General features: G+C 61.6%; 12 protein-coding genes. 2 read left to right on the top strand and 10 right to left on the bottom strand.

The window, feature by feature from the left end; translation table 11 throughout:
* Window positions 1-54 precede the first annotated feature (54 nt).
* The 6 genes from BM062_RS13920 to BM062_RS13895 form a co-directional block, all read right to left on the bottom strand.
* Window positions 55-753 carry a dienelactone hydrolase family protein gene (locus tag BM062_RS13920; RefSeq protein ID WP_092397801.1) on the bottom strand — a complete coding sequence of 233 codons (699 nt, stop codon included), beginning with the start codon at window positions 751-753 and terminating at the stop codon, window positions 55-57.
* Between the two features lie 221 nt (window positions 754-974).
* Window positions 975-2255, bottom strand: a complete 1281-nt coding sequence (locus BM062_RS13915; RefSeq protein ID WP_092397799.1) for a TRAP transporter large permease — start codon at window positions 2253-2255, stop codon at window positions 975-977.
* Window positions 2246-2806 carry a TRAP transporter small permease gene (locus BM062_RS13910; RefSeq protein ID WP_175501004.1) on the bottom strand — a complete coding sequence of 187 codons (561 nt, stop codon included), beginning with the start codon at window positions 2804-2806 and terminating at the stop codon, window positions 2246-2248. Before BM062_RS13910 ends, BM062_RS13915 begins: the two co-directional genes overlap by 10 nt.
* Before the next feature lie 34 nt (window positions 2807-2840).
* Window positions 2841-3815 carry a TRAP transporter substrate-binding protein gene (locus BM062_RS13905; protein WP_092397797.1) on the bottom strand — a complete coding sequence of 325 codons (975 nt, stop codon included), beginning with the start codon at window positions 3813-3815 and terminating at the stop codon, window positions 2841-2843.
* A 31-nt stretch (window positions 3816-3846) separates the two neighbouring features.
* Window positions 3847-4779, bottom strand: coding sequence for an SMP-30/gluconolactonase/LRE family protein (locus BM062_RS13900; protein ID WP_371326587.1), 933 nt, complete (start codon window positions 4777-4779; stop codon window positions 3847-3849).
* A gap of 435 nt (window positions 4780-5214) precedes the next feature.
* Entirely contained in the window at window positions 5215-6027 is an 813-nt protein-coding gene (locus tag BM062_RS13895; RefSeq protein WP_092397795.1) for an SDR family NAD(P)-dependent oxidoreductase, read from the bottom strand.
* Window positions 6028-6146: 119 nt separating this feature from the next.
* Here BM062_RS13895 and BM062_RS13890 point away from each other — a divergent pair, with 119 nt between their 5' ends.
* Window positions 6147-7091 (top strand): GlxA family transcriptional regulator, encoded by a 945-nt coding sequence (locus tag BM062_RS13890; protein ID WP_092397793.1) that lies wholly within the window; start codon window positions 6147-6149, stop codon window positions 7089-7091.
* 120 nt (window positions 7092-7211) lie between these two features.
* Here the strand turns inward: BM062_RS13890 and BM062_RS13885 are convergent, their stop codons facing one another.
* The 3 genes from BM062_RS13885 to BM062_RS13875 all read right to left on the bottom strand — a co-directional run bounded on the left by BM062_RS13885 (window position 7212) and on the right by BM062_RS13875 (window position 10232).
* Complete coding sequence (locus BM062_RS13885) at window positions 7212-7628, bottom strand: hypothetical protein (protein WP_092397791.1); 417 nt, start codon at window positions 7626-7628, stop codon at window positions 7212-7214.
* A 91-nt stretch (window positions 7629-7719) separates the two neighbouring features.
* Window positions 7720-8196, bottom strand: a complete 477-nt coding sequence (locus tag BM062_RS13880) for a hypothetical protein (protein ID WP_092397789.1) — start codon at window positions 8194-8196, stop codon at window positions 7720-7722.
* 62 nt (window positions 8197-8258) lie between these two features.
* A complete protein-coding gene (locus BM062_RS13875) occupies window positions 8259-10232 on the bottom strand; it encodes a phosphocholine-specific phospholipase C (RefSeq protein WP_175501003.1) in 1974 nt (657 codons plus the stop codon).
* A gap of 167 nt (window positions 10233-10399) precedes the next feature.
* Between BM062_RS13875 and BM062_RS13870 the strand changes: the two genes are divergently transcribed.
* Entirely contained in the window at window positions 10400-10918 is a 519-nt protein-coding gene (locus BM062_RS13870; protein ID WP_092397785.1) for a class IV adenylate cyclase, read from the top strand.
* Here the strand turns inward: BM062_RS13870 and BM062_RS13865 are convergent.
* A complete protein-coding gene (locus tag BM062_RS13865) occupies window positions 10905-12506 on the bottom strand; it encodes a S10 family peptidase (RefSeq protein ID WP_092397783.1) in 1602 nt (533 codons plus the stop codon). The genes BM062_RS13870 and BM062_RS13865 overlap by 14 nt on opposite strands.
* Window positions 12507-12524: the final 18 nt, after the last annotated feature.

Here is a 12524-nt window from a genome sequence, read left to right as displayed (position 1 = left end):
TTTTTGCAAGAACCGAAGCCGGAGGCCGCGACAGCGCCTCCGGCCGGGCACGCCTTACAGGTTGTCGCTCAGGAAAGTCAGCGAATTGCCGTGCGCTTCCGCCGCGGCGCGCTGGTGGTAGCTGGAACGGTGCGAACAATTGAAGCCATGTTCCGCGCCCGGATAAATGTGGACCTCGACATCCTCATTGTTTTCAAAACGCTCGGCGATGCTCTGCACGGCGTCCAGCGGAATATGGCTGTCGGCGCCGCCGAAATGCATCAGCAGCGGCACCTTGATGTCGCCGGCGCGCTGCAGCTGGTTCTGGATGCCGCCGCCGTAGTATGCGATCGCCGCGTCGACCAGGCCGTCGGCCGCCGTGTTGTACGCCAGCATGCCGCCGAAGCAATAACCGATGACGGCCAGCTTGCCGTCCAGTTCAGGCCGGGCTTTCAGTGCCGCAACGGTCAGCGCGATATCCGATTGCGCCTTGGCGAAATCGGTGGCCTGCATCAGCTCGACCGCGCGTTTCCAGCCGGCCTCGTCGTAAACCAGCTCGATATGGCTGCCGCTGCGCCAGAACAGGTCCGGCACCAGCACCACGTAACCGTCGGCGGCGTATTGCTCGGCGACCGAGCGGATGTGTTCGTTGACGCCGAAAATTTCCTGCAGCAATACGATGCCGGGGCCCTTGCCGGTATGCGGGACGGCCAGGTATGCGCCGAACGTGCCGTCGGCGGCCTGGATGTCGATCCATTGGGTGGTAACGCTCATGAGTGTTCCTGTCAGTATCAAAAATAAATGTCGGGGATGTTGCAGGGAGGCCAAGCTTGCGGCCGCCGAATCCAGCGGCATCCAGCGCGAACGCCTGGATCAGGACAAGCCGGTGCCTGACAGGATGCTACCAGATGCCGGCGCTGCAGGTTTGCGCGCCCGCAAAAGCAAAAGGAATGGCGGCGGACATGGCCATGCCCGCCGTGATGGAAGAAACGCCGCTAAGCGAACCACCCCGGTATCCACAACGAAAATCCGGGCACGAAAGTCACCAGCATCAAGGTGAACAGCAGCGCAAGATAAAACGGCCAGATGGTGCGCATGATTTCTCCCATGCGGATGCCGCCGATGGTGCAGCCGATGATTTGCGCCGCGCCGATCGGCGGCGCATTCAATCCCAGCGAGCAATTGATCAGCAACATCATTCCGAACTGCACCGGCCCCATGCCGAAGTGTTCGCAGATCGGCAGGAAAATCGGCGTGCAGATCAGGATATGCGCGGCCATGTCGAGGAAGGTGCCGAACAGCAGCAAGGCCAGGTTGATCAGCAGGAAAATGACGATCGGGTTGCTGCTGACCGCCATCAGCGCGTCGCCCACTGTATCGGCCACGCTGTACAGGCTGATCAGGTAACCGAATGCGGATGAAATGCTGATCAGCATCAGGATCACGCCGGTGGTCTTGACCGATTTCACCGCCGCCTTCAGGAAATCGGCCCAGCTCAGGCTGCGGTACACCAGGGTGGTGAGGATCAGCGCATAAAACACGGCGATGGCGGCCGACTCGGTCGCCGTAAAGACGCCCGAAGTGATGCCGGCAATGATGATGACCACCACCATCAGCCCCGGCACCGCGCGCAAGATGCTGCGCAACGCTACCTGCCAGCCGAGGAAGGTGCCGGCGGGATAGCCGCGATGGACTGCCACCAGGTAGGCCACCGCAAGATTGGCCAGGGTCAGGATCAGGGCCGGCAGCAGCCCGGCCAGGATCAGGGTGGTGATCGACACGCCGCCGCCGGCGACCAGTGCATAGATGATGATGTTGTGCGAGGTCGGCATCAGCACGCCCACCAGCGACGAATGGGTGGTGACGTTGACCGCGTAGTCGGTGTCGTAATTCTCGCGCTTCATCATCGGGATCATGACCGCCCCCATGGCGGAGATGTCCGCCACCGGCGAGCCCGATACGCCGCCGAACAGGGTGCATGCCAGCACATTGGTCATGCCCAGCCCGCCGCGGATGTGGCCGACCACGCCGCGCGCGCACTGGATGATGCGGTCGGCGATGCCGCCGTACAGCATCAGCTCGCCGGCGAAGATGAAGAAGGGAATCGTGAGGAAGGAAAACACGCTCATGCCGGCCGTCATCCGCTGGAAGATCACGGCGATCGGCAGACCTTCATAAAAGATGGTGGCGATGGCCGACAAGCCGATCGAAAACGAAATCGGCACGCCGATCAGCAGCAGCACCAGGAAACTGAGCGACAGCAGAGTCAATGCCATGATGGGACAACCCTTGTACGTTGCAGCAACGCGATGATGTGTTCAATCGAGAACAGGACGATCAGGCTGCCGGACAGCATCAGCGGCCAATAGGTCAAACCCTGTGAAACGCCGAGGTTGGGGATCATGTAGTCGATGATCTGGCGGCCCAGGATCCAGCCGTTCCAGATCATCAGGACCGCAAACAGGATGACCAGCAGGTGGATGAAGATCTTCAGCGGCACCCTTACTTTCGGCGGCAGCGCGCCGGTCAGCAGTTCGACGCCCATGTGGCGGTCGTCGCGCACGCAGACGGCGACGCCGATGTTGGTGACGTACAGCACCATGAGCAAGGCCAGCGCCTCGGTCCAGGACGGGCTGTTGTTGAGCACATAGCGGCCGAAAATCTGGCCGAATACGGCAACCGCGATCAGCACCAGGCCAGCCACCGCCAGCCGCATGCACATCAGCGACAGCCAGGCGTTGCAGCGGGTGAGAAACGTGAACGGCGGCAGCAAGGCGACGGGCAGCTTGTCGTCAATCGCGTCGCCGGTTTTATTGACATGTGTCATGACCGGTTCCTTGATGGAGAGAGAAGGCGCGACCTTACTTGGTGTCCTGGATGCGCTTGAGCATGTCTTTCATGCCAGGCGTGGTGACGAATTTCGCATAGACCGGCGCCATGCTGGATTGAAATTCCGCCTTGTTCGCTGCCGTGATGTGGACCCCGGCCTTTTCGACAATGGCGCGCGAGGAAATTTCTTTCTCGTCCCACAGCTTGCGCATGTAAGGCACCGACGCCTTGGCCGTCTGGCGGATCATTTTCTGGTCGTCGGCCGACAGCTTGTCGAAGATCACTTTCGACATCAGCAGGATTTCCGGCGTCATGTCGTGTTCATCCAGCAGCACGTATGGCGCGATCTCGAAATGATGCGCGGTCTGGTAGGTAGGCCAGTTGTTTTCCGCGCCGTCGACGATGCCGCTCTTGATCCCGGTGTAAACCTCGGAAGTCGCCATCGGCGTCGCGTTGGCGTGCAGCGCCTGCAGCATCGCCACCGACAGCTCGGACTGCGGAACGCGGATTTTCATGCCCTTCAGGTCCGCCAGGTTCTTGATCTGCTTTTTTGTATAGAAGAAACGCGCGCCTGAATCGTAGAACGCCAGGCCGACCAGGCCATGCGATTCGCAGGAGCGCAGGATTTCGTCGCCGATCGGCCCGTCCAGCACATGCCGCATGTGTTCCTTGTCGCGGAACACGAACGGCAGCGAAGGCAGCATCGTTTCCGGACAAATGGCGTTGAGCACGCTGGCGTGGGTGCGGGTGAATTCAATCGCTCCCAGCTTTACCTGTTCCACCGTATCAGGCTCGCTGCCCAGCTGGCTGTTGGGATAGACCTTGATGCCGTATTTGCCCTGGCTGCGCTGCTTCATCAGGTCGGACATGTAGTTGACGGCGGCGACCGTCGGGTAGTCGGCCGGCTGCACATCCGCATCGCGGAACTCCCTGGCGAAAGCGGATGGCGCGCACAATGTCAGCGACGCCGCGCCGGCCATGCACAGCATGGATAGGTATTTCTTCATTTTTCTGTCTCCTGGTTTTTATTTGATTTGTTTACAAAGAATCGCTGCCCGGCTTAGCCGCTGCCTGGGTCTTGAATTCAGTCTCCGGCAGTCCGGCCACCCCGGGCCGCAACGCGACAACTGCGCCGGCCCATTCATCGTCCGCAGCCTGGCCGGCGCTGATCGACGTCACCAGCAAGGTATCCAGCCCGGCGCCGCCGAATGCGCACATCGCAGGTTTTGCCATCGGCAAATCGATGCGCCGGTCCAGCTTGCCTTCGGGCGTAAAGCGCAGGATACAGCCGCCGTCGTTGCCGCAGGTCCAGTAACAGCCGTCGACATCGACCGCGGCGCCGTCCGGCCTGCCGGGATGCTGGTTCATGTCGGCGAAAATCCGTTGCGCGCTGGGTACGCCGTCGTCAATGTCGTAGTCGTAGGCCCAAATCAGCTGGCGCGACACATGCGAATCCGAGAGATACATGGTGCGGCCGTCGGGCGACCAGGCCAGGCCGTTCTGGACTATCAGCTTGGAGACCATCGGCAGCGACAGGCCCTGCGGCGTATAGCGGTACAGGTGGCCATCGGCGCGCGCCGCGGCCATGTCGAGGAACATGGTGCCGCTCCAGAAACGGCCCTGGCGGTCGCAGCGGCCGTCGTTGAAGCGCATGCCTTCGCGCAGGCCGGCCGGGCTCGCCAGTTTTTCTGCCGCGGCGGCTTGCGCCTCGTCCAGGCGCAGGCTGAAAATCCCGGTTTCCATTCCGGCCACCAAGCCGCCATCGTCTTTCAGCGCGATGCAGCCGACCATTTCCGGCAGCGTCCAGCTGCGCGCCGAACCTGATGCGGCATGCCAGCGCCAGACCGTCCTGGCAGGAATATCGACCCAGTACCAGGCGCCCTCTTTCGGGCTCCACAGCGGGCTTTCGCCGACGGCGCACCGCAGGCCGCCCAAGCGGTCGATATTGATCGACGTTTTATCGGTAGTCACCTTGTCTCCTGTTTTTGGCAGAACCAGCGCAGGTCTTGGCCTGCTTGCGAAATTTCTTTGTTATCAGTCATCCTACAACTTAATCGCAGTATAAGCAGCAAAAAATATTTTAGCAATCAGATTTATTCCCTCATATTGTATGCATACGTATCAGTCTGGGAATGAAGATTTGTTGCTCACGCAAAGTTGTATGACGACTGACAATAAATCACGCGACTGCAAACTGAAGAACGCGGTAAAGCGTAGGGCGCCAATAGCGCAGCGTATTGCGCCGTATGTTTGATTCGGATGATGCAGCATTCTCATAGACATCTCATGCGGCGTAATACGCTGCCCTACCACGCCCTACCACGCCCTACACTGTGCGCCTTACCGCGCCGAAGGAGATTATTCCGGGTGCAGGCGGCGCCTGCACCCGATACGCAAGACGCCAGGTCAGGCGCCAACCTTGTAGCGCGCCGCCGGCTTGACATGCGACAGGTTGGGCTTGAGCGCCTGGCGCGCAGCTTCGAAACGGTCCCAGTCGGCCAGGTCCGGCAGCGACGGCACGGTCGCCAGCTCGCCTTGGTCCAGCCCGGCGAGGGCAGCATCGACCAGGTCTGCCGCATCCATCACGATTTCTTGCGGCAGGTGCTGCACCGGCAGGCCGGCGCGATCCCAGAATGGCGTGCGAATGGCGCCCGGCAGCACGGCCTGCACGCGCACGCCTTTGGCCCCAAGTTCATGATGCAACGACTGGGTCAGCGCCAGCACATAGGCTTTGGTGCCGCCGTAAGTGCCGTTCAGCGTTTCCGGCGATACCGCCACCATGGAAGAAATATTGACGATGGTGCCATTCCCGCGCGCCACCATCGCCGGCGCCACGGCGCGCGTCAGGCGGGTCAGCGCCTGCACATTCAATGTAATCAGGTCGTCAAGTTCTTCCGGCGTCGATTCGATCAGGCTCTTGGTCGCGCCAAGGCCCGCATTGTTGACCAGCATGGTAATGCTCGCATCATCGGCCAGGCGCCGCTCGATGGCCCGCAGGTCGGCCGTGACGCTGAGGTCGGCCTTGATGACGTCGACCTTGCGGCCGGTACTGCCAGACAACTGGCTTGCCAGTTGATCCAGCTTTTCCTGGTTGCGGGCGACCAGGATCAGGTCGTAGCCGCGGCGCGCCAGGCGGTCGGCGTAGATGGCGCCGATGCCGGTCGAGGCGCCGGTGATGAGGGCTGTGCCTTGGGCGGCACGGGTAGTTTGGGTAGACATTTTGTATCCTTGGAAAGTGATGCCGGACTGCCGGTCCAGCTGGTTTTAAAGATTGACAAGCCCAGTGTAGGAGTTCAATCTATGTCCCAAGTGACGTATTTACCTCGAATTGGGTCAACATGAAAAAAACCATCGCTTTTGTCGTTTTCGAGGGCTTCCAGCTGGTCGACATGGCCGCCGTCGCCGTCTTCGAGCTGGCCAACGATTGTCCCGGCGGGCCGTTTTACGATCTGATGCTGCTGTCCGAACATGGCGGCCCGGTGCGCAGTTCGTCCGGGGTCAAGGTCGACAGCATTGCATTCGACGCGCATGTCTACGACACGGTGATGGTCACCGGCTCCATGTCGCCGGTGGTGTCGTCGCCCCGCTTCATCGATTTCCTGCGCCAGTCCTGCGCCGCTTCGCGCCGCACCGCCAGCATCTGCACCGGCGCCTTCCTGCTGGCCGAGGCCGAGCTGCTGAACGGCCGCCGTGTCACCACGCACTGGGCGCAGGCGCGCGAACTGCAGCACCTGTATCCCAAGACCCGGGTGGAAGAGGACCGCATTTTCATCAATGACGGCAACATCTGGACTTCGGCCGGCATGACCGCCTGCATCGATTTGAGCCTGGCGCTGGTGGAGCAGGACCTGGGGACGGCCAACGCCCGCCTGATCGCCAGGATGATGGTGGTCTACCACCGCCGCAGCGGCGGCCAGTCGCAGTTTTCAGCGCTGCTGGAAATGGAAGCGAAGTCGGACCGGATCCAGAGCGCGCTCAGCTACGCCAAGCGCAACCTGGCAAAGGAATTGTCGGTAGATGAACTGGCCGACGCCGCCCACCTGAGCCGGCGCCAGTTCAGCCGGGCGTTCCGCAACGAGACCGGGAAATCGCCCGCCAAGGCGGTGGAAGCGTTAAGGGTCGAAGCGGCGCGCGCCATGCTGGAGGACAGCAGCCACTCGATCGACGTGGTGGCGAGGGAAACCGGATTTTCGGATACCGAACGCATGCGGCGCGCTTTCCTGCGCACGGTCGGGCAGCCGCCGCAAGCGGTCAAACGCGCTTCGCGTTTAGGGAAAATGTAAAGTTGGCGTGCGGGCGGATCAGGGGATGTCCAATATGATGAAATGTCCAAAAAAAATGGACAAATTAATATATTGGACAAAATCAGCTCTTCCCTGAGAAATCAAACGGCAATGGCAGGCTTATCGCCTCAGGGTCTTATCTTGCCGGATCGCCTCATAGGCATCCATGCGTCCGATTGTTCGTTCGATCAGGCAATACTCCCTGGCGTTTTCCCGTTCCAGCGGCACAGTCTTGCTGTCAGCCTGGATCGAGCAATCCAGCAGGATGTTTTTCTTCCAAGCCACAAAATCATCGGTAAGCTGCTGCCTCTCGGCGCCGCTCAACAGCTGCGATGTCGATTGATGCAGTTCTGCGGCTGCCTTGCTTTGCAGGGTCAGCTCTTCGCCCAGGCACGCTGATTTCGATTCCTCGCTGGCATTGGCAGCGGCGTAGCAAGCTTTGAAAATGTTTGAAAAATCGTGGCTGCCGGTGGCCGCGCCTGCAGCAAACGGAACAAAAAGCATGGCGGCAACAAGGTAGGGAAAATAGCGTTTCATGGCATCGCCCTTGATGGGAATTCAACGGATGGAAGTAATGCTGCTCTGCCATAAGCATGCCATGAGCCGGGGTTCCGTGCACTGCCGTCGGCTACAGTCCGCCGGCGCCCGGATCCGGCAATGCCGTCCGCATTTCCGGCGCCGCGCCGCGGCTGTCTGCCAGCACCCTGGTTTGCCGGATCTCGCCGCAGCGCAGTTCGGCCGTGTTGCCGGTAATCTTTTCCAGCTGCAGGTCGCCATCGAAAACCTGGGTTTCGGCCACCGTGACGGTGCCGCGCAACGCATTGTTCAGCACGGCGAACCCGCCTTGCCGGTAGCCGCCCGCGGCCACGCTCATGAGCCGCCAGGAGTCCAGGCGCTCGGCAGAACAATCGGCAGCGGCTTTGGCAACCGTTGCGGCTGGCGTCGCCGCAACGGCGCGATCGGTTGGGCTGGCAGCGCTGCCGCCTGCGGGACGCAGCACCACGGCCGGCCTGGGCAGCAAGTCCGGCGCGCTCAAGTACGCCAGCAGCGCAATAAATGCGATGCCGGCCAATCCTATGCCCAGCGCAAATTTTTTCTCATTCATTACCGCACCTTGCTGTGGGCCGGGGCGATCGTGTTGTCGACCGCCCCGGCCCGGTCACGAACTTACCAGCGCAATACCGGCGGCCTGGTCAAACCCTGATGGCCTTCGGTGTAGCCGACCACCGACTGCATGAAATTGCTGTCGCCGCCCAGGCTGATCTTCAGGTCATACCAGCCGCCGGTGGTATTCAATTGCAGCGTGGCGGTCTGTTTCGCCGCTACCGTGACAGTCTGGCTGACCAGGCTGCCGGAGGTGATGCGGTCCAGCACCGTGAACACCGCGGTATTGGTGGTCGCGCTATTGTCGAACAGGATGCTGACCGCCTGCCCGACGCCGTTGTTGGTCAGCTTCACCTGCGGTTCCGGCTGCCCCTGCCACGCGGTGGCGCTGAGATAGCCTTTGAAGCGCCGGTAGAACTGGTTGGGGCCGATCATCTCCAGGTCGTAATAACCGCCGCCGTAGCTGATCACGTGCCAATAGTCGCTGGAGGCAGCGTTGGCGGCCATGGTGTACATCCACGGATTGTCGCTGCGATAGTTGTCGACGTTGATTTGCAGCGGCGCCGGCTTGCTGCCGCCGTTGCTCCAGTTGGTCCACACTTGCTGGCCGGCGAAATCCTGGGTCAGCCAGCCGTTGAGCTGGTAGGGCTGCACGCGCAGCGGTTTTTGCCCGGTCTCGTAGGCTGGCATGACGGTGCCGGGTGCTGGCGGAACCGGTTTTGGCAGGCTCTTCTGGGCATTGGCTTGCGCCGCCAGCGCCACTGTGTCCGGCAACACCGGGAATGCCGCATTGCTGACCGAGAAGTCGAAGCAGGAGGTCAGGTCGCCGCAGATGTCGCGCCGCCACTGGCTGATGTTGGGGCAAGTGACGCCGGTCCATTTTTCCAGGAATTGGATGGTCGAGGTGTGGTCGAACACTTCGCTGGCGACCCAGCCGCCGCGGCTCCACGGAGAACAGACGATGGTCGGCACCCGCGAGCCGAGGCCGATCGGCACGCCGCTGACGAATTCGTTGGCGGTGCCTGGCGGCGGCGTCGGCGTGGTGACGTGATCGTAGAAACCGCCGTTCTCGTCGTAGGTATAAATGAATACCGTCTTGGCCCACACCGCCGGATTCGACGCCAGCGCCTGCAGGTACTGGTTGACGTAATCGACGCCGACATTCGGCGAGCCGCTGGGGTGCTCGGACTTGGCCGCCGGCGCCACGATCCAGGACACCGCAGGCAAGGTGTCTTGCATCACATCGTTCTGGAAATCGGCCAGCACCCGGGTCTGCACGCCGTTGATGTACAGGGGCGAATTGGCCGGCAGGTTCTGGAACTGCTTGAACCAGGCCAGGGCGTTGTCGTCGTAATTGTCGACTTCCTGGTAAGTGCGCCAGGAGATGCCGGCGGCCTGCAGCGCTTCAGGATAGGTTTGCCAGGTCAGCGAGCCGTAGGTAAAGCCGTTGGTGGTGGCCGGCCCGCCGTGCAAGCCTTGCGGATCGATGGTGCCGCTCATCAGGTACAGGCGGTTCGGATTGGTGGAGGTCCGCGCCGAGCAGAAATAGTTGTCGCACAGGGTGAAGGCATCCGCCAGCGCATAGTGGTAAGGGATGTCGTTGCGCGTCATGTAGGTGATCGCATTCATCCCCTTGTTCGGGATCCATTTGTCGCTGCGGCCTTTGTTCCAGGCGGCGGTGCCGCTGGCCAGGTCGTGCGGCACATCCGACAGCCACTGCGCCGAGCTGGTGCCGGAATTCAGGCGCCATGGCGTGTACAGGCTGCCGACGCTGTCGGCCTGGGTGAAGACGTTGCGGCTGGTGGCCTGGACCGTCGCAGCGTGATCGTCGTTGAAACCGCGCGCGCCTTTGATGGTGCCGAAATAATGATCGAACGAACGGTTTTCCTGGCACAGGATCACGACATGGGCAACCGAGCCCAGCGTGCCGCTCGCCGCGGGCGCCGCCAGCGCTTGCTGCACGGCCGGAGGCAACATGGTTGCACCCATCGCTGCCACGGAATCTTTGAGGAATTTCCTACGACTTGAGTGCGCCATGTTGTTTCCATAAAGTAAGAATGGCCCGACTCTATACATGAAATATTACGCAACGGTGACGCCCTGATTACGTCTCGGTGATAGATGGCGCAGCAGCCGGAGCGCTGTCTGTCGGCGAAAAGATCCTGCTATGCTTTGCCCGTATCCGACAACCCTGGAAGCAGCACATGGCAAGCAACATAGAAATAAAAGCGCGCATCGACATCACAGCGGATCTGGTCGCCAGGGTGGCGGCGATGGCAGATGAAGGCCCGGTTGAAATCACCCAGGACGACACCTTCTTCAACTGCGCCAACGGCAGGCTCAAGCTGCGCGCCTTCGGCGACGGCAGCGGCCAGCTGATTTTCTACCGCCGCTCCAACCAGCAAGGACCAAAGGAATCGTATTACCTGATCTCGGCTACCGCCGAACCGGAACTGCTGCGCGCGGTATTGTCCGAGGCGCACGGGCAAGCCGGTCGGGTCGAGAAGCAGCGCACGCTGTACCTGGCCGGCCGCACCCGCATCCATCTTGACCGCGTCAAAGGCTTGGGTGAATTCCTGGAACTTGAAGTGGTGCTCGACGCCGGTGAATCCCCGCAAACAGGTGTGGACGAAGCGCACGCCTTGATGGCAAGGATCGGCGTCCAGCCCGGGCAGCTGGTCGAGGGCGCCTACGTCGACCTGCAGGCGGCTAGCCGCCTTTGAGCGCCTGCAGCGACCTGATCCTGGCCATCGCTTGGTGATCGGATGTCGCAGCGTCGATCATCGCCGCCACATCGGCTTTCAAGGCGGTGCGTGAACCTGCTTCCAGGTAGATCATGTGGCCGGACGGGTAAAATTTCGCGCTCAGGTTCTTGCGCACGGCCGCATCGGCCAGCGGCATTTTCTGCAGGTCCATCACGGTCTGGTAGAACGGTGTGACGAAATCGTAGTAGCCGTTTGCGGACAGCACTTTCAAGTCGACGTTCAAGCTCATGGTCGCGGCCAGGTCGCCGGCGGTGTACAGGATGACGTCGCCCTTGGCGTCGATGCCCTTCTGGGCGCCGGTCGGATCGGTGTGGCTGAAATCCCAGTTCTGGAACGCTTTGTCGTTCAAGTCGGTGAAGGCGGAATTCGAAGTGAACTTCAAGCCATCGTTCAGGTAGTTGTTCCACATCGCCGTATACACGCCGGCCACCGCCGTCATGCTGGGATCGTTGCCTCCCGCGTTGGGCGAGATGTCAGCGGCGATGCCGGTGTCGATGCCGGTCACGCGGCCATCGTAGGCGCCCAGCGCCAGTCCCTGGCTTTGCAGCAGGCTGATCAGGAACAGCGTCCTGCCGTGGCTGTCGCCGGCGGTGATGTCCAGTCCCCAGGCGGTCAGGGTGGTCGGGTCGATGCCGGTGAAATCGCTCAGTTTCTGCAGCGTGGCCGGATCGGCCTTGGGAAATTTTTCCAGCGCCGTGGCGTAGTCGCTGCGCGCAAACAGCGCGGCGCTCGCCATCAGCGACGGCAAGTCCGCCGGCGCCGGCGTCACGCTGGTTTTCCTGTGATACCAGGCATCCGCCACCGCGGTCGGCAGCGCGCCTACCGGATTGCCGGCTTGCGCATAATCGAGGATCGACGATTGCAGGGTGATGCCGTTCAGGTCCACGCCGTCTTCGTGCAGCAGGTACGACAGCACCGCGCTGCGCGGCGTGCCATACGATTCGCCGAACAGGAATTTGGGCGAATTCCAGCGGTCGTTGGCGGTCAGGTAGCGCTTGATGAATTGCCTGATCGACCGGGCGTCCTGGTCGACGCCCCAGAAATCCTTGTTCTTGAACGGCGCGATGGCGGCGGAATAACCGGTGCCGACCGGATTGATGAATACCAGGTCGCTCTTGTCGAGCAGGCTGTCGGGATTCTCTTCCAGGGTATAAGGAGGCGGTGGCGTGAAGCCCGGCATCGAGGTCTTGATGCGCTTGGGCGCAAACGAACCCAGCAGCACGAACACCGACGACGAGCCCGGCCCGCCGTTATAGAAGAACGTGACCGGGCGCGCATTCAGGTCCTGGCCGTCGACGGTAAACGCGACGTAGAAGATTTTTGCAGCCGGCTGCGAAGTATCGGCGTCGACCGCCACCAGGTGGCCGGCGGTGGCGGTGTATTGATAGGCGCGCTGGCCTATCGTGGTGGCGTGATGGGTGACCGCCGCATTCTCGGACGCCTCGGCCACCGAATCGCTCGGCCCCGTGCCGTAGGCGGTCGGGTCGAAACAAGGCTGGTCGCCGGCTGGGTCCGCTGCGCGGGCCGATGCATGGTTGCTGCTCATGATCTCTCCTTGGTCGAA

The organism is Collimonas sp. OK412 (genome assembly GCF_900112135.1).
Lineage (GTDB): Bacteria > Pseudomonadota > Gammaproteobacteria > Burkholderiales > Burkholderiaceae_D > Collimonas > Collimonas rhizosphaerae.
The sequence above is the reverse complement of the archived record's forward strand: the minus strand, read 5'-3'. Positions and strand labels throughout refer to the sequence as shown.

What these genes read in the sequence shown, in the direction of transcription:
- BM062_RS13895 (WP_092397795.1), bottom strand. Translation starts at nt 6,027, where the DNA reads ATGTCTACCCAAACTACCCGTGCCGCCCAAGGCACAGCCCTCATCACC.
- BM062_RS13885 (WP_092397791.1), bottom strand. Translation starts at nt 7,628, where the DNA reads ATGAAACGCTATTTTCCCTACCTTGTTGCCGCCATGCTTTTTGTTCCG.
- BM062_RS13870 (WP_092397785.1), top strand. Translation starts at nt 10,400, where the DNA reads ATGGCAAGCAACATAGAAATAAAAGCGCGCATCGACATCACAGCGGAT.
- BM062_RS13890 (WP_092397793.1), top strand. Translation starts at nt 6,147, where the DNA reads ATGAAAAAAACCATCGCTTTTGTCGTTTTCGAGGGCTTCCAGCTGGTC.
- BM062_RS13920 (WP_092397801.1), bottom strand. Translation starts at nt 753, where the DNA reads ATGAGCGTTACCACCCAATGGATCGACATCCAGGCCGCCGACGGCACG.
- BM062_RS13915 (WP_092397799.1), bottom strand. Translation starts at nt 2,255, where the DNA reads ATGGCATTGACTCTGCTGTCGCTCAGTTTCCTGGTGCTGCTGCTGATC.
- BM062_RS13875 (WP_175501003.1), bottom strand. Translation starts at nt 10,232, where the DNA reads ATGGCGCACTCAAGTCGTAGGAAATTCCTCAAAGATTCCGTGGCAGCG.
- BM062_RS13880 (WP_092397789.1), bottom strand. Translation starts at nt 8,196, where the DNA reads ATGAATGAGAAAAAATTTGCGCTGGGCATAGGATTGGCCGGCATCGCA.
- BM062_RS13910 (WP_175501004.1), bottom strand. Translation starts at nt 2,806, where the DNA reads ATGACACATGTCAATAAAACCGGCGACGCGATTGACGACAAGCTGCCC.
- BM062_RS13905 (WP_092397797.1), bottom strand. Translation starts at nt 3,815, where the DNA reads ATGAAGAAATACCTATCCATGCTGTGCATGGCCGGCGCGGCGTCGCTG.
- BM062_RS13865 (WP_092397783.1), bottom strand. Translation starts at nt 12,506, where the DNA reads ATGAGCAGCAACCATGCATCGGCCCGCGCAGCGGACCCAGCCGGCGAC.